Here is a 15,788-nt window from a genome sequence, read left to right as displayed (position 1 = left end):
ACATTCCTGTACAAGCATATTTAGGTAACTCTCCTTAAAGGCTAGTAGTTTTGATCCACAGTTTTGAGATATCCAGAAATCCGAATGAACTGGTGTGAAGTCCAAACAAGCTTTGATTTAGCTGCGCTTTTTTATTCATATGACAACCATATAACACCCAATAGTTGTCCCTAAGCACACCTTCTGCCTGATCCAGCAACTTAATTCTTTCTTCCTTTGGCGATTGCGTGAAATCGGTAAGTACATCAGAGAATAACAAGATCTGTTCATCTCTCAGCAGAGAAAAAAGATAATTAAGTTTATTATTAAAGTAGTTAACCATTCCCCACTGCCAATCATCTTCAAGAACCTCTTCAGCAAGGAGGATTTCGGAGGTGTTCTTTATATCTGCTGAGTTAAACTCGTTGAATAAATACAGCTCAATATGCAGTCCTACTGAAGCTGCTCGTGCTTGAAGCCACAGGGCTTCTTCGCGATCTTCTTTTTTATCCTTTATAGCTAAACTTAAGGTTTCCCCCTGGTAGCCACTTGCCACTAGAAGCTCTCTCGCGTGGCCAAAGGTAGGCTCAATAATACTTCTCTTACTGCTCTCCCAAGGTAAAAAGCTATCAGCAGGGGTACTACGATTCCCTCCTAACTCCTTAATTAAGGCTTCTCGGCTGTAAAGGATTCGTATAGCCTGCCGGAATAGTTGGTGTTGATGAATTCCGTCTTTATGGAAATTGAACAAGAGATATCGGCATCCCAAGGCAGGGTAGTCAATACTGTGGTTACAGATGATATTAGGTAACAAACCTTCCTGAGCAGATTCAGGAAGTTCATACAATCGTTCATTTGAAGCTTGTTCTGGCAAATACCAGATTTCTACACGATCTAGTAGCGGGCGTATACCGTAATAATAGTCAAATGCCGCGAGGACTAGCACATCTTCATTAAGATCTAGTAAACGATAGGGCCCTGTTCCACTCACTTCATTTACAATATCTACGTCATGAGGAAGAATCGACATATGAATACAACTGAACATATGGAGAAAAAAGAGATTCGGACGAGACAGCTCAAACCTGATCCTGTGATCTCCTTCAAGCTCTACTCGTTCAATATCTTTGTACAAGCTCAACGCAGGACTGTTCAAATCTATAAGTCGTTGAAATGTCTCTTTTACGTCTCTAGAGGTCATAGTCCTGCCGTGATGGAATCGCACACCTTTCCGTAGATAAAAAATATAACTAGTATAATCTTCATTGGCTTCCCACATATGCGCCAATCCGGGAAGAAAGGTATCACTTGCCGCATCATAGGTAACTAATGTGCTATAAATTTGTCCGAGTAAATAGGATTCAAACGCGGTATATACATAAGCTGGATCCAGCACTTCCATATGCCGGTTTCGTGTAATTCGCAAGACATCCAATCCTGATGTCGACTCCGTTTCACTACGGAAGCCCATCTGCTTATTTAACACCATTAATAACCGTTCCTTTAATGTGTCGCTAACCTGACCACGACTTAATAACTCTATAGCTTCCTTAATCTTCCCCTTATTAATCAGTTCCTGAAAGTTGTCCTCCAGCACCTCTTCAATCGTTCGAAGAAAAGTTAGCTGCGAGATATTTCCACGTCCTCTTCCAGGCTGCCAGTGTATAAAACCCTGCTCTTCAAGTTTTCGCAGAATAAACTTTACATTACGCGGAGTGCAGCACAGAATCGAAGCTAGTCTATCTATCGTCACAGGATTAGCTTCCCCTATATCTATTGAGGATGGGATGGCTATTGCTAAACATAAAAAATGATTACTAATATGGTCCACGATCGTTCACTCCTTTAAAGGTGAAACACTGTAAGTAATTCTTACACTTTTACTTCCCCCTTTTATCATTATAATTATACATATATCGTTAATGAATATGCAGTACTAAATTATAGCTATCAGATTAGGAGACCTTTTCAATTATGAACCAGCATCTTAGGCATATTCACCCACTAGCTTGGACTATCATCGTCGGTACTATGTTCGGACGTTTGGTAACTTCAATGAGCATTCCGTTCTTATCCATCTATTTAACCCAAGTTCTTGGAGCCACCCCCACACAAACGGGGATTACGGTAGCCGTCAGCTCTCTGGCGGGGGTAATGGCCAGCTTCTACGGAGGATATATCTCGGATATTGTAGGCCGCAAAATTGTCATGTTAATCTCCGTATTTGGCTGGGCAGCAGTATTCTTCGGATTCTCTGTTGCACAACATCTGTGGGTATTCTTCCTGGTCAACACCCTGAACGGTTTATGCAGATCCGTGTTTGAGCCCACATCACGGGCACTTTTATCCGACATTACCCCTGCTGAAAGTAAGCTGCTTGTATTCAATCTTAGATACGCTGCGATTAATCTTGGTGTTGTCTTTGGTCCGATTATTGGAGTACAGCTCGGTTCTGCCGAATCAACGTTTCCTTTTATGATCGCTGGTATTGTATATGTTGCATATGGACTTGTACTATTCATCCAATTTAAATTGCATCGTTCAACCATGCAGAGTCATACGCAAGCTGAACCACCACGTTTACTTGAAGCCTTGGCAACAACCGGTAGAGACCGTGTATTCTTGCCAGTTCTACTTGGTACAATCTTTTGTGTACTTGGATACGGACATTTTGGTTCAACTATGGCGCAATATTTAGCAATGAACACCCATTTCACAAATGGTGGACAATTATTCTCCTATATGTTGTCACTCAATGCCATTACAGTGCTCGTGGTACAGTATCCTATCGTACGTACTGCAAGCAAATTCTCACCCATTGTTCCATTGATTCTCGGAAATATCTGCGTTGCTATTAGTCTTCTCTTAGTAGGTTTTGCTGAAGGTGTAGCCCTTCTAATGTTTAGTGTCGTACTATTTACGATAGGGGAAGTACTGCTCTTTACGATGATGGATATGTTAATTGATCGGATCGCGAAGCCAGAAATGAAGGGTACGTACTTTGGAACGATTGGCTTTAACAATTTGGGGAGTGTAATCGCGCCTATCTTCGGCGGAGTGTTGTTGGATCATTATGGAGCTCAGAATGGCCTTACGATCTTCCTGCCACTCGCTTTAACCACGGCTATAGGTCTTCCTTTTCTAATCTTAGCGCACAAGAGGCTTACTGCTAGAGAGAAGTTATCTCTTGGCGTAGACGCTAGCACATAAAAGTCTAATTTATTAAATCTAAAGGTTATTATGGGGCAATCCCAAATTAGTTAACATATTAATTATTATGTAAACTTATTGAATGAATAAAGCCTATTCACGAATGAGCGGGACCGTTTCATTGCAGAACATGCAATCGAAACGGTCCCTTTTTCACAAAAAAATCATGCTAATTGTAAACCTCCTGTAGCAAATTCGCCTGTACTATCACATATTGTCTCAATTCCAAAGGTTCCACAATCTCGCCTTGTCCAAGTATTCCCCAAATATTCGTACATGCACTATCATAGCTATACATATTTACAGTAAGGGTTATTTGATCTCCTTCCTCTACCCTGTTCATGATCTCCAGCCCGTGTATAGAAGCCTCTCGGCTCTTATCCGTTCTAATCAATACTGGGTAGATCTCTTCCTCTTTACAAGCTTGCTTAAATCCCCTCTCCTGCTGCTTCCAGTGCCTTTCTAATGAAAAGTCCTGAGGGATAGCATACTCTTCATCTATAAGGTGTGTAGAGGCGATTCGCTCACATTTAAACGTGCGGATTTGTTCGATTTCTTCACAGTAGGCTATAAGATACCACTCTTCTTTTTTCACAACTAGACCATAGGGCTGTAATTTCCTGCTCGAAATGACTCCGTTAATCTTGTGGTACTCAATCTGCAGTTTCTGAGATCTCCAAACAGCAGTTCGAATCGATTCCAGACATGGAATCTCTAAGCGTTCTGTCCACCAAGGCGTATCATCAAAATAAAAACGTCTTTGTGCCTTCTGGATATCATTTTGATAGGAAGCGGGTAATGATTTTTCTAATTTCAAGAGGGTTGTCTTTAGCTTTAATCCGGAATCTGTATGTCCGCCAGTATGAATCCCCATTCCTGTTAGAAATAGATTGATTACCTCTTCCCCATGAAGCTGATTTAGGTTAACAGAATACCCCTCCATCAAGGAGATGCCACCATTCGGTCCCGGCGTGGATAACAGTGGTATTCCTGCTTCAGCTAATACATCAATGTCTCTGTAGATAGAACGTACGGAGGTTTCCAAGGCTTCAGCTAAGTCATTGGCCTTCATCTTCCCTCTTGATTCCACTAATAATAAAATTGCAATCAAACGATGCAAGCGCATGGGGAGCCTCCAAGTTTTTCTTTTTTTATAGTATACATCATAATTCTTGCCAAGCTGTTGTCAACAATAGTTGGTTATGATTAGTTCATTACATTAAAGGAGCTGATACACATGAATATAGGCGTATTGGGAACTGGATTCGGAGCTTATCATTCACAGTTATGGACGACAATGGATCGAGTAGACAAAGTAATTATCTTTGGTCGGAACGAAGCTAAGCTGCAGGAGCTAAAACAATCTTTAGGGGTTGAGATAACTACCAATATTGACGATATTATGCTTGATTCCACCATCGATGTGATTGATATCTGTTTGCCCTCTTTTTTACATAGGCAGTATGCATTCGATGCGCTTAAGCATGGAAAACATGTATTCTGTGAGACACCGGTTTGCTACAACTTAGAAGATGCTCTTGCGATGAAGGAAGCTGAACAACTGTATGATTCGCGAATTCTCGTCAACCAGTTTATTAAATTCGATCCTGCGTACAAATATCTTTACGAAGCGACTCATAATGAGAAATACGGAGAACTCTTATCTCTTACCTTAAAAAGAGAAACGCCTCCTTTGTGGGGTGACCTTGGCCTACACGCTATCGCTACAAATCTGATGATTCACGAATTGGATTTTGTGACCTGGATGTTGGGGTCTATGGAGCCGCACTCGGTTTGGGGATCCGATGGTGGTAAAAGTAATCAAGCCTTAGTCCGTGCAATTTTTCAACAACCTCATGTATCCGCAGAGATCGTTGTTTCTTCACAAATGCCGGCTTCGTATCCTTTTACCGTAGGCTATGAGGCTTATTTTGAACAAGGCAAGCTTGTCTATCAAGAGAGTGACAACATGAATGGAGCTGTTGAAAGCTCATTAATTGAATATACCGCTGTAGGTAAACAAGATCTTTTGTTAGAACCAGCTAATCCCTATGAAAAAAGTTTGGAGTATGCACTCCAATGTCTAGTGGAGGGTAGTTCATCAATAATTGAGTTAGACCATGCGATACAAGCTTTAGAACTAGCTATTTGCATTGAAAAAAAGCTTGTATAAATGGATCAAGGGATGTTATATCCTTTTTCATGGGTTTTGTTTGTAGGGTAAGGTGAATTGTTTATTGATGTGTAGTGTATAGGGTGAGACGGTAGTGGATTTTGATTAATCTATTGTGAATTTTTCATATGATGAAATAGCGGAAAATAATAGCGATAAAATCAAAAATCCATACTTTTTATAAGCCCCCTTCTCCTAACTAATGAAATTTGTATCTAGAACAATAATCAGTTAACATAATCATTATTATGTTAACTGATTTCAGGAAATCGATTTTCCACACTCGTTCACCGCTTCTTTAGCGCAAGTGCAAACCGTTCTATCGTCTCTTGGGATAATCCATTTACACTCTTATTCTTCCCTTTAACCACTCGCAGAACCACTCGATCTAATGCAGTCATCTTCTCTTCGTAAATCTCATCACCGAACACTTCTTTTGTAATTGATTGGTTATACAGCTTCTCTGGAAATGAAGATTTCAATTCTTGTATGGCTTGCTCCCCCTTCGCTCCTGCACAAATAAACAATCCAACGCGCTTTTTAGCTAGTTCATTTTGATATTTTGAAGTAAACTCCGTCATTTGTTTTTGTATTTTCCCAAAATAAATAGACCCACCTAAGATGACAGTATCGTACCGTTCTAATGTAGGCTCTTTAGCATGCATTAAATTAACTACTTCAGTCTCATCATCCAATTGATTTTTCAATAAATAGGCAGCTTTCTCTGTACATCCATATTTAGAAGTATAAATAATAATCGTCTTCATTCTGATTCTTCCCTCCACCCTCTGATCATCCTACTATGTTAAAGGCTCACGTATCTCCCTGGTTGCTATTGAAACCATAGAATCCAAATAACAAGATATCAGTGCTTCAACCTGATCTTCAGGCAAATCCTTTTCCACAATCAAACGCATAATTAATCCGAACGCAGCACTCCACATCACTTGAGCAGTGAGCTCTATCGAAGATTCCATATGTTGTTCTTTCGATTCGAACCTAGATAGACATTGACAGAGCATACCTATCGCTTTACGCTCCTGACCAGCTCCCTTGAATAGAACTGCTGTGTAACTAAGAACAGCCGGTGTATCATTTAGCATAACATTACGGTACTCAACACTTGTGGAAAGGGTCATCCTGATCCATTGCTCAAGTGATTGTCTCAAAAGCATCTCTGGTGGCAGTTCATGCTCTGCCTTTCGTTGTACAGACTGAAGCCCGTCAACCATATCTGTATATTTCTGTTGCAAATATCTCACCACAATTTCATCTTTACCCTGAAAGTAATGATAAATAATACCCGGAGAATACTCGATTTTCTCTGCAATTTTGCGAATAGAAAGCTTTTCAATCCCCTCCTCTGCAATCAACAAAGCCGCAGCCTCTAAAATTCTTTTCTTCATTTCCTCACGCTCACGCATTTGCCTTTGTTCTTTAGTCATCATGACGTCTCCTTATAATTTGAACATCGTTTAGTCATTGAACACTGTTAAATATATATAATTTATAACGCTCTTTTCTATATAGTAAGTCACATACAACTCCCAACGATTAACGTCCTATCCAGACATAAAAAACCGCCAGTCCTTATAGACTGGCGGAACCACACTTCATGATGTTAAAGGATTACAGACAAAGAGTTTTAGTGATGATAACCAACAGGATAAACAGAACCAGAATCGCTCCTGTGGAAGTAAATCCACCATATCCTCCTGCGAATTCGCCCATTTTAACTCCTCCTTTGTAATTGAGTACATCATAAGATATGCTAAATCCCACTCTGTGCTTGGGTGAAATGAACAAAAATAACCCAACAATCCAGTTAAGGCTGTTAGGTTATTCAATTATGGTTTACATAACAATTGTTATGTAAACCATTTCTGCATTTATCTTAATTATCGTAAGATAACTATTAATTTTTCATGACTACATCATCGCTGTTACCTATACAATTATTAACCTTATTATTAGTTAATGTGTTGAAGTATTGACTCGGATTTCCTTGAGGCGGATTAAAACGCTCTTTAAAATCTCCATTTGTGTACTCTCCAATCACTCTATGCCAGAAATTACGGGCAGGCGTATTCGCGCGTACCTGTGACACCTTCCAGTCGCCTGGGTACATATCAAACAATTTATGCGCGGCCCAGGTCCCCACACCGCTCCGGCGATATTTTTGCATCACAAAAAACTCAGTCATGTAAAATTGCCCTTCGGGATCATACAACAACCGTTCTACCAAAGCAAATCCGGCAATATTCCCGTCTACTTTGAACAAATACGCAAATTTATTGTTGCCACTACTCCAAAATGATTCTAATCCCGGATAAGCTGGATATACTCCATCTTGATCTACATCAAGCTCCAGATAACGGGTGAAATCATATAAATAGTACTGCATTAGTTTGCTTATCGTCTGTTTCCGCTCTTTGGGAACCAGCTCCATTCCAAGTTCCATTTAGTGCACCTCTGCCATTTATGTTTACTACACATCATATAACTTAGTTACTTCAGGAGCAAGTTCATCACTAGTAAATAGCTTTGATCAAAGCCCATGGGAGGACAAAACATGATAAGATAGAAAGAAGAAATTATATGCAAACTATGGAAAAGGTGAATCACATGAGCGTTCAAAAGAACGATGACCGTAAAAAACTGGATCTAAAGCTACCTCTCATGCCTTGGTTCGTTCAGCAGTTTATTGACTATAAGCGTCCTGATCTATCCCCTTCCACCCTGCTGGAGTATATTCGGGACTATGAGTCCTTTTTTGGATGGCTGCGTGCAGAAGGCCTCTCACAGGCCAGCTCCAATACAGAGATCACCCTGCTGGAATTAGAAACCCTGCATATGGATAGTATTGTTGGATACCGCCTACACCTCACTACCAGAGCTGAGGGAACCAATACACGAGTAACCGTGTCCCGTAAGCTGTCCGCATTACGCTCTTTATTTCATTATTTAAGTCAAATCGCTGAGGACGAGAACTTCTATCCATTGCTTAAGCGAAACATTATGGCTAAGGTTGAAGTTAAACGAACGCATAAACCTAAGGATACTGCTGCTAAATTAAAGGGCAAGATTCTGGAGGATGAGGAACTACTGGAATTCGTGGGGTACATTTTCGAAGGATATGGACGAGATGTAGAAGGGAACAAACAAGCCTATTACTCCTTTCAATTAAATCGTGAACGCGATGCTTGTATTGCCAGCTTAATTCTGAATTCTGGTCTTCGTGTATCAGAGGTAGTCAATTTAAACGTGGATGATCTGGATGTTAACAACAAGCTGATCTATGTCACCCGAAAAGGGAACAATGATGAAACCTTCAAAACCCCTGTTTATTTTCGAGAACAAGCTAAAGAGGATTTAGCTCTTTATTTAAGCCTACGTCAATCCCGTTATAAAACGCCGAAGAGGGAAAAAGCTTTATTTATCGCTTTGCCCAATGGACGGCAAGAAGGCAAACGCATGACCAAAAGAGCCATTCAAGAAATGATTATTAAATATGCAAAACGCTTTGGTAAGCCCTATCTAACGGTACATAAGCTTCGTCACTCTTTTGCAACAGACTATTATCTACAAAACGATATTTATAAAACGAAAGAACAGCTCGGGCATGCTTCGACAGAAACAACCGAGATCTATGCTCATCTCACGGACAAAACGATGTCTGAGGCGATTGAACGCCGTTTGGATAGTTAATTTTTGCGAAAAGCCGGCCATACCCTATCCGATTTTTATGGAAAAGGTGTGGCCGGCTCTCTTTTTACATGCTTTAGAAAGACTGATCAGATTAGCATTATGTTGAATTTTTGGCTTTTCAATTGTGAATTTTTCATATATTGAAATGTTGTAAATAATATCGTTGGCATATTAGATAATTAGCTATTTCCGTCCTATTGTTAATGTCAAAAAGCATTTTACCTTTATCCTATCCCCGTATTTCTCCCGGAAGCTTGATAATAGTCACTTTAGCACCCGCAGATAAGCCTCGATCCCCTGGTGGAACAACAATCAGACAATCGCTATCCTTGATCGTGACCATCACGGAAGATTCGTCTATCGCTGCTGGAATGGCATAAAGGCTGCCTTCACGGATCTCTAATCGCGCTCTAACAAATCGGGTAAAGTCATTCACTCTGTTATAATCTGAACCGAGTGTGGCGCTCCATTCTGGTAAGAACGGCTGTGACGCACACTGCATTAATCTGATAACAGGACGTGCGAACAATTGAAAACCAACGAAACAAGCACCTGGATTACCTGATAGGGCTAACAGCAGCTTACCACCTCTAACAGCAGCAGTGGTTACACTCCCCGGACGCATCGTCACTTTATTAAATAACATATCTCCACTCTGTTCACGAACCAAATCGCCCATAATATCATAATCTCCTACCGATACTCCACCCGTAGTGATTACAAAATCATAGGTTTCCAGCGCCATCTGTACTTTACTTCTAGCCAACTCCAGATCATCCACAATAGATCCCAGCATCACGGGCTCCCCACCTGCCTCTTTGACTAAAGCTTCGAGCATGGGTGAGTTGCTGTTTCGAATTTTGCCAGGCTGTAGTGGTTCATGTACCTCTAGCAGCTCTGTGCCTGTCGCAAAGATAGCTACCTTAGGCCGACGATAGACTTTCACTGTATGTATGCCAAACGCTGCCAGAACAGCTATATCCCCCGCAGAGATTAATCGCCCCGCTGGCAGCACTAGCTCACCAGAGCTTAACTCCAGCCCCATCGGTGTGATATTAGACTTCGCTTCCTGCTTCTTTCGAATACCTACGTAAGTCTTTCCTTCCTCCTCACGTGTCTCCGTTACTTCTAGCATAACTACAGTATCTGCCCCTGACGGCACTTGTGCTCCAGTCATTATCCTTGCTGCTGTTCCCGAAGTTATATCTATCGATGCCACAGCTCCACATGGAATATTGTCCACCATTTCTAACCATACGACTTGTCCATTTACACAGTGACTTGTATCTGCTGCAATAATTGCATATCCATCCATGCTAGAACGGTTAAACGCGGGAAAAGAATGTGGCGCAATCACTTCCTCAGCCAAATAACGTCCACAGACCTCATTCAATGAGACCTCCTGTGACTCTAGCGGATTCGCAAATTTGATTATTTTGGCCTGTGCCTCTTTTACTTGAAGCGCTCTGCGCTGAAATTTATGATCCTTCATACCATACCTCCGCTCTAAATCGTCCGTTTTTTGCAGTACAATAGGTACTATTTTAACATGAGCTATCCTGAAGTAAAATGAATGGTGGAAACGACATTAAATCCTTTACCGATTTCATCTACGTAATTACAAAAAAAAGATGCGATCTCAAGATCACATCTCTTACGATTCATGTCTAGGATGCTCTAATTACCTTCACATCACCAGGAATTACTTTCTCCCCTTCATACAGCATGAACCGTCCATGTTGCCATTCTACACGCAGAAGCCGAGAATCATCTGACTGATATTGCCATACATGCTGCTCTCCACCATTCATAAAAGGGGTTTGGCCTAGGGCAGCAACATATCCATCATACTCTTCCTCCAGAAAAAATGTATAATCGTCCAGTTCAAGTGTTGTTGGAACCTCAGCAGGATTATCTAAGCGCCCATCAATAGGTTTATATAAACCATATTGCAGCTGTTCCCGCTCCTCAATATGCAAATAGGCAATTTGACTACCATCTCTTAATGTCAGCACTACCGCATTTCGTCCACGATTATGGGTCCTGCCGGTTACCTCGTAGGTAACGAGCGATACTTCACAGATGTCTCCGGGAGACAAATTAAGCATACTTTTCTGAACTTCCTGAGCCGCTGGTTTGGAGAAAAGATTACCTATACGTTTCCATATACTCAACTTGATCGTTCCCCCTACATAAATGCAGAAATAATTAAAGCTCCCGTAATTTGCAGTGAGCCTGATAATAAGCCGTACCCGATTTTGCCAAGCTGTGTACCATGATCCAGATCCAGATTCCCCCATTTAGCTAAGAGGAGACGGACCGTTCTTTCCAAAATAAGCAAAAGAAAAAAAGATACAATCGAGATCAGCAAAGCATCTAGCAGGCTGTTAGAAGCAGCTATCGATGATGATAAAATGAATGCCTGTGCCAATAGCTTCATTACAAAACGTGTAGTAACTGCCATATTTCCAGCCTTTAACTCTTCTAAATCATTGTATCGAGTGAAGAGTGAATCTACGAACATCAGCACAAACAGCAACACCGCGCCGCTCACTGTCCACACGACCATGGACACCAGGATATGGAAATCCATTCTAATAGCCCCCGCTTATTCATTTTGCATGCTGTCATAAGCATAGATAAAGCGAAGAGGAAACGATATTCCTGTCTCCCCTTCGCCTGTGAACATCAGCCGTGAAACGGCTAAGATCAAATGTTATTGCTTCTCGTATTGTTTCATCAGAGCAGCCAATTCATCTTCTACTGCTTGATCTTTGTTCAACTTCTCGAACTCATCATCAAGTGATTTGTTGCCCGAGCTCATCTCGTTGCTAGCTTCGGCTTGAGCTTCTGCTTGCAGCATTTTTTCTTCCATACGTTTCAGGCCAGCAGATGCGGAATCAGAGCTGAAACCGCTCATCGCTTTATTAATTTCAGTTTGAGCTTTGGCAGCATTATAACGTGCAACCAAGGTTTCCCGTTTGTTCTTCATTTGAGTGAGCTGCTTACGCATCTCGTCAAGTTTGCCGCGAAGATTATCCGCAGATGCTTTGTTCTGGTCGAAGCTAGCTTTGTATTCTACCAGTTTAGCTTCAGCAGCCTTCTTCTCTTCCAGAGCTCGGCGAGCAAGGTCAACATTACCAGCTTGAGCTGCAGCATGTGCCTGTTGCGTACGTTTGTTAACAAGTGCTTCCTGCTCCTCATACAGCTGCTTGAACTTCTTCTCAATAGCGATTTGAGCCGCTACCGCTTTTTCTGCATCTTCCAAATCTTCGGTCATATCACGAATGTACTGATCGGTCATCTTAATCGGGTCTTCTGCTTTGTCGATAATCGCATTCACGTTAGACATTGTTAAATCGCGCAATCTTTTAAATATAGACATGGTTTCATTCCTCCAAAAGATAATTTAAATACTCACTTGATATCTTTTACGCAGAATTGCCAATCCCGTTTCACATTTGTTGCGCTAAATATTGAATTACTTTATTATTTACGATCTCAACGACCTCTTTAATACCTTCTTTCGTGAGATCGTCGTAATGAATGCCCATAACCACTGTGACCGTCCTGTTTAAAGCCTCAGCTACCCTAATGGCAATATCTTCGCTTATCGTATGCTCTTTATGATGAGGAACGGCAGAGGTCTGCACTTCCACCCGCTCTCCATTTAAATACGCAGTACTTGCCGCTCCAATATGACGAACGCCCCCACTAATTACGAGTAAGAGATCACGTCCAACGGGCGTCGCCGTCAGCTCAATATCCTCGGGGTTAATCTTGTTAGAAGTCAATAGTATCTCCTCACTACTCCACTTTATATAATGCCACGTATTTCATCCAAGGATTGAATATTCTCTTGAACCATGAATTGCTCAAGTTCTTCAACAAGCTGGCTACCTGCCCTCAAATTCATGAAATTGTAGGTTCCTACTTGGATTACCGAAGCACCTGCCATAATAAATTCAATAATATCAGTAGCTGTGGTAATGCCCCCCATTCCGATTACTGGAATAGATATGTTCTGTGCGACTTGATGCACCATGCGCAAAGCAACTGGCTTAATCGCTGGTCCGGACAGTCCGGCATACAAGTTATTAAATACACTACTTCTCCGTCGCACATCAATTTTCATCCCGGAAATGGTGTTGATCAGCGAGACAGCATCTGCTCCCTCTGCCTCACACATTTGCGCCATCTCAACGATATTCTCAGCACCTGGAGACAGCTTTACCGCAAGTGGTAGCTTAGTGGCACGTCTAACAGCTTGTACTACTTTTTGCGCTTCTGAAGTCTTGATTCCAAATGCAATTCCGCCCTCTTTTACATTTGGACAGGAAATATTCAACTCAATCATATCAACAGCTGGTTTACCTGCGCTTGATCGAAGATCTGCATCACGCTGGATCATTTCTGCTCCAAGTACGTAATCCTCAAGCGTCCCGCCGCCAAGATTCACCAAACGGGCTGTATCGAGTGTTTCCCAATAAGGGCATTCTTTTTCCAAGAACGCAGCTACACCGGGATTCTCCAATCCTACACTATTAAGCATGCCAGAGGCTGTCTCATAAACTCGAGTGCCAGGGTTACCTGCTTTTGGATGGAGGGTGAGCCCTTTCCCTGAGATTCCACCTAGCAAAGATACATCATACAGCTTTCCATATTCACGACCAAAGCCGAATGTTCCTGAAGCCATTACAATCGGATTCTTAAAATGAACGCCTGCAATTGTTGTACTCATCTTAGTCATGAAAAATCACCTCCTCAGAAAGGAACACGGGTCCGTCTGCACAGGCTTTTCGCTGACCATCACGACAAGAAACACTACAAACAAGACAGGCACCAATGCCGCAAGCCATTCGGTTCTCTAGAGAGAGATAAACTTTTGTATTGCTTCCTGCCTCTTCGGCCGCTACGCCTTTAAGCTGTGCAGCTTTAAGCATAGGATGTGGGCCGCAAACGAAAACATGATCATATTGACTAAAATCCACACGATCCAAAATAAATCCGCCTACATCTACTGTAAGCTGTTCTGCTAATGGACGAAAAGCTTCTGTCCGGTAAGCTTCCCGACTAAAACCTAGAAAGATATCACAACTAGGCAGCTGCTTTGCACAATAATATAGCGGCGCTATTCCGATTCCACCACCAATAAGTGCAACCTTGCCTTCGACCTGTGGGAATCCCGTGCCAAAAGGCCCTTCAAGCTCCACTGAGTCACCAGGATTCAACCGTGAAAATATCTCAGTGCCTTCCCCCACTACGTGATATAAAAATTCGACACTATCTTCTTTTACTTCATGTATACTTAACGGTCTGGAAAGGATCGGATAAGCATCCCATGCCCGTAACATGTAGAATTGACCCATTTCACCGCCGCTATTCGTTTCAACTTTAAGGTGGTACACTCCGTCAGTTAGCCGATCGTTACTTAAAACCATCCCCACGTTATCAAGCTCCTTCAAATTTTATCTTTATTAAGATTGCCTTAGAAGGAGTATAAAATCTGTGACAAACTTCACATTCAAAGTGCGCTATCCCTTTTTCCAGATCCCGCGTTCATAAGGTCTGGGTACATTACGTACGCTTCCAAGCGCCTCTTCTGCATGTAAAGCCCAATAGGGATCGCTCAACATCCCACGGCCAACGGCTATCAGCTCTGCCCGTTCTTCCGCGACGATGGACTGTGCCTCAGTAAAGGATTCAAGCCGCCCCACTGCAATTACAGGCACCTGTAATTCACTACGGATAAACTCTGCAAGATCCACTTGATAAGCAGGGCCTGCACCCAGCCCTCCATTTGAACCTATAGGACCTTCTCCTCCAGAAGAAACATGGAACAGATCCACTCCAGCATTCTTATACCGTCGGCAAATATCCAGAGCGTATGCAGCATCATAGCCACCCTTTACATATTCCTTCGCAGATATTCTCATAATCAATGGCATGTCTACAGGAACCACTTCTCGGACTGCTTTAACTACCTGTTCTCCGAACAACGCAGGATCTTGTCCATATTCATCATCTCTGGTATTCGTCAACGGTGAATGAAATTGGTGAATTAAATAACCATGTGCACCATGAATTTCGACCGTATCAAATCCTGCCTCTATAGCTCTGCGCGCCCCTTCACGGAAGGCCTCAATTAATTCTGAAATTCCTTTTTTAGAAAGAGCCTGTGGCGTTTTGAAATTAGCATCAAAAGGAATTGCTGATGGAGCCACTGGCGGCTCTGCATCCACAGCTTTTCGTCCAGCATGTCCTAATTGAACAGCGATTTTTGATCCATACGCATGCACACCATCCGTGATTCTACGATAAGCTTCAATTTGCGAATCACTCCAGATTCCTGTATCTCGTTTAGTGATTCTACCATCTGGATGTACGCCAGTCATTTCCATGATAATAAATCCTGTACCGCCAATAGCACGGCTTACATAATGAACATAATGCCAATCATTAGGGATGCCATCCTCTTTATCCACCGAATACTGGCACATAGGTGGCATGACAATACGATTCTTCAGCGATAACCCCTTCAATTCATACGGTGCAAACAAATCAGACATTCATGTCTCCATCCTTCCGTAATCTATAATTGACTCGGGAATTCCCCGCTCTAATTAGTATACACGCATTGGTTCCTTCAAGAAATCTTAACCAATACTGTATTGTTATCAGCATAAATCTACCCATCTATGGAGATAACAATTAAGAA

17 protein-coding genes are annotated in these 15,788 nt (G+C 41.9%); 3 read left to right on the top strand and 14 right to left on the bottom strand.

The features are described 5' to 3' along the window. Window positions 1-34 precede the first annotated feature (34 nt). Window positions 35-1,810: an ABC transporter substrate-binding protein gene (locus tag PAENI_RS26820; protein WP_149647350.1), complete on the bottom strand. Its 1,776-nt coding sequence runs from the start codon at window positions 1,808-1,810 to the stop codon at window positions 35-37. Window positions 1,811-1,953: 143 nt separating this feature from the next. On the opposite strand from PAENI_RS26820, the gene PAENI_RS26815 reads away from it, so the two are divergent. Further along, window positions 1,954-3,189: an MDR family MFS transporter gene (locus PAENI_RS26815; RefSeq protein ID WP_149647349.1), complete on the top strand. Its 1,236-nt coding sequence runs from the start codon at window positions 1,954-1,956 to the stop codon at window positions 3,187-3,189. A gap of 169 nt (window positions 3,190-3,358) precedes the next feature. On the opposite strand, the gene PAENI_RS26810 is transcribed toward PAENI_RS26815, so the two are convergent. After that, the gene (locus tag PAENI_RS26810; RefSeq protein WP_149647348.1) at window positions 3,359-4,315 is read right to left on the bottom strand and encodes a helix-turn-helix transcriptional regulator; all 957 of its coding nucleotides are present in this window, start codon (window positions 4,313-4,315) and stop codon (window positions 3,359-3,361) included. Window positions 4,316-4,426: 111 nt separating this feature from the next. Between PAENI_RS26810 and PAENI_RS26805 the strand changes: the two genes are divergently transcribed. Further along, entirely contained in the window at window positions 4,427-5,362 is a 936-nt protein-coding gene (locus PAENI_RS26805) for a Gfo/Idh/MocA family protein (RefSeq protein ID WP_149647347.1), read from the top strand. Window positions 5,363-5,649: 287 nt separating this feature from the next. Here the strand turns inward: PAENI_RS26805 and PAENI_RS26800 are convergent, their stop codons facing one another. From PAENI_RS26800 to PAENI_RS26790, 4 genes are all read right to left on the bottom strand, one after another. Then, window positions 5,650-6,129 carry a flavodoxin domain-containing protein gene (locus tag PAENI_RS26800; RefSeq protein WP_149647346.1) on the bottom strand — a complete coding sequence of 160 codons (480 nt, stop codon included), beginning with the start codon at window positions 6,127-6,129 and terminating at the stop codon, window positions 5,650-5,652. A gap of 33 nt (window positions 6,130-6,162) precedes the next feature. Continuing rightward, window positions 6,163-6,807 carry a TetR/AcrR family transcriptional regulator gene (locus tag PAENI_RS26795; protein ID WP_223179011.1) on the bottom strand — a complete coding sequence of 215 codons (645 nt, stop codon included), beginning with the start codon at window positions 6,805-6,807 and terminating at the stop codon, window positions 6,163-6,165. 184 nt (window positions 6,808-6,991) lie between these two features. Then, complete coding sequence (locus tag PAENI_RS32335; RefSeq protein ID WP_197069683.1) at window positions 6,992-7,093, bottom strand: sporulation protein YjcZ; 102 nt, start codon at window positions 7,091-7,093, stop codon at window positions 6,992-6,994. Between the two features lie 184 nt (window positions 7,094-7,277). Further along, on the bottom strand, window positions 7,278-7,823 hold the full coding sequence (locus tag PAENI_RS26790) for a GNAT family N-acetyltransferase (RefSeq protein ID WP_149647345.1): 546 nt from the start codon (window positions 7,821-7,823) through the stop codon (window positions 7,278-7,280). 164 nt (window positions 7,824-7,987) lie between these two features. On the opposite strand from PAENI_RS26790, the gene xerS reads away from it, so the two are divergent. After that, window positions 7,988-9,070, top strand: coding sequence for a tyrosine recombinase XerS (gene xerS, locus PAENI_RS26785; protein WP_149647344.1), 1,083 nt, complete (start codon window positions 7,988-7,990; stop codon window positions 9,068-9,070). Window positions 9,071-9,299: 229 nt separating this feature from the next. Here the strand turns inward: xerS and PAENI_RS26780 are convergent, their stop codons facing one another. The 8 genes from PAENI_RS26780 to PAENI_RS26745 all read right to left on the bottom strand — a co-directional run bounded on the left by PAENI_RS26780 (window position 9,300) and on the right by PAENI_RS26745 (window position 15,639). After that, window positions 9,300-10,562, bottom strand: a complete 1,263-nt coding sequence (locus tag PAENI_RS26780; RefSeq protein WP_149647343.1) for a molybdopterin molybdotransferase MoeA — start codon at window positions 10,560-10,562, stop codon at window positions 9,300-9,302. Between the two features lie 175 nt (window positions 10,563-10,737). Then, window positions 10,738-11,244, bottom strand: a complete 507-nt coding sequence (locus tag PAENI_RS26775) for a DUF4178 domain-containing protein (RefSeq protein WP_149647342.1) — start codon at window positions 11,242-11,244, stop codon at window positions 10,738-10,740. A 14-nt stretch (window positions 11,245-11,258) separates the two neighbouring features. Continuing rightward, on the bottom strand, window positions 11,259-11,663 hold the full coding sequence (locus tag PAENI_RS26770) for a DUF350 domain-containing protein (protein ID WP_094878196.1): 405 nt from the start codon (window positions 11,661-11,663) through the stop codon (window positions 11,259-11,261). 123 nt (window positions 11,664-11,786) lie between these two features. Beyond that, the gene (locus PAENI_RS26765; protein WP_042188756.1) at window positions 11,787-12,455 is read right to left on the bottom strand and encodes a PspA/IM30 family protein; all 669 of its coding nucleotides are present in this window, start codon (window positions 12,453-12,455) and stop codon (window positions 11,787-11,789) included. A 70-nt stretch (window positions 12,456-12,525) separates the two neighbouring features. Continuing rightward, window positions 12,526-12,864 carry a prenylated flavin chaperone LpdD gene (gene lpdD / locus PAENI_RS26760; protein ID WP_081382772.1) on the bottom strand — a complete coding sequence of 113 codons (339 nt, stop codon included), beginning with the start codon at window positions 12,862-12,864 and terminating at the stop codon, window positions 12,526-12,528. A gap of 23 nt (window positions 12,865-12,887) precedes the next feature. Then, window positions 12,888-13,820 carry a dihydroorotate dehydrogenase gene (locus tag PAENI_RS26755; protein WP_076283571.1) on the bottom strand — a complete coding sequence of 311 codons (933 nt, stop codon included), beginning with the start codon at window positions 13,818-13,820 and terminating at the stop codon, window positions 12,888-12,890. Further along, window positions 13,813-14,517, bottom strand: coding sequence for a dihydroorotate dehydrogenase electron transfer subunit (locus PAENI_RS26750; protein ID WP_149647341.1), 705 nt, complete (start codon window positions 14,515-14,517; stop codon window positions 13,813-13,815). The genes PAENI_RS26755 and PAENI_RS26750 overlap by 8 nt, the downstream gene beginning before the upstream one ends. Window positions 14,518-14,604: 87 nt before the next feature. Beyond that, on the bottom strand, window positions 14,605-15,639 hold the full coding sequence (locus tag PAENI_RS26745) for an NADH:flavin oxidoreductase/NADH oxidase (protein ID WP_149647340.1): 1,035 nt from the start codon (window positions 15,637-15,639) through the stop codon (window positions 14,605-14,607). Between the last annotated feature and the right edge of the window lie 149 nt (window positions 15,640-15,788).

Origin of the sequence: Paenibacillus sp. B2(2019) (genome assembly GCF_008370385.1) — a bacterium.
Lineage (GTDB): Bacteria > Bacillota > Bacilli > Paenibacillales > Paenibacillaceae > Paenibacillus_AQ.
Note: the sequence above shows the minus strand (reverse complement) of the source record. Positions and strands in the feature narration are given on the sequence as shown.

Coding starts and splice junctions, on each gene's coding strand:
- PAENI_RS26815 (WP_149647349.1), top strand. CDS start 1,954: ATGAACCAGCATCTTAGGCATATTCACCCACTAGCTTGGACTATCATC.
- PAENI_RS26810 (WP_149647348.1), bottom strand. CDS start 4,315: ATGCGCTTGCATCGTTTGATTGCAATTTTATTATTAGTGGAATCAAGA.
- PAENI_RS26805 (WP_149647347.1), top strand. CDS start 4,427: ATGAATATAGGCGTATTGGGAACTGGATTCGGAGCTTATCATTCACAG.
- PAENI_RS26800 (WP_149647346.1), bottom strand. CDS start 6,129: ATGAAGACGATTATTATTTATACTTCTAAATATGGATGTACAGAGAAA.
- PAENI_RS26795 (WP_223179011.1), bottom strand. CDS start 6,807: ATGACTAAAGAACAAAGGCAAATGCGTGAGCGTGAGGAAATGAAGAAA.
- PAENI_RS32335 (WP_197069683.1), bottom strand. CDS start 7,093: ATGGGCGAATTCGCAGGAGGATATGGTGGATTTACTTCCACAGGAGCG.
- PAENI_RS26790 (WP_149647345.1), bottom strand. CDS start 7,823: ATGGAACTTGGAATGGAGCTGGTTCCCAAAGAGCGGAAACAGACGATA.
- xerS (WP_149647344.1), top strand. CDS start 7,988: ATGAGCGTTCAAAAGAACGATGACCGTAAAAAACTGGATCTAAAGCTA.
- PAENI_RS26780 (WP_149647343.1), bottom strand. CDS start 10,562: ATGAAGGATCATAAATTTCAGCGCAGAGCGCTTCAAGTAAAAGAGGCA.
- PAENI_RS26770 (WP_094878196.1), bottom strand. CDS start 11,663: ATGGATTTCCATATCCTGGTGTCCATGGTCGTGTGGACAGTGAGCGGC.
- PAENI_RS26765 (WP_042188756.1), bottom strand. CDS start 12,455: ATGTCTATATTTAAAAGATTGCGCGATTTAACAATGTCTAACGTGAAT.
- PAENI_RS26755 (WP_076283571.1), bottom strand. CDS start 13,820: ATGACTAAGATGAGTACAACAATTGCAGGCGTTCATTTTAAGAATCCG.
- PAENI_RS26745 (WP_149647340.1), bottom strand. CDS start 15,639: ATGTCTGATTTGTTTGCACCGTATGAATTGAAGGGGTTATCGCTGAAG.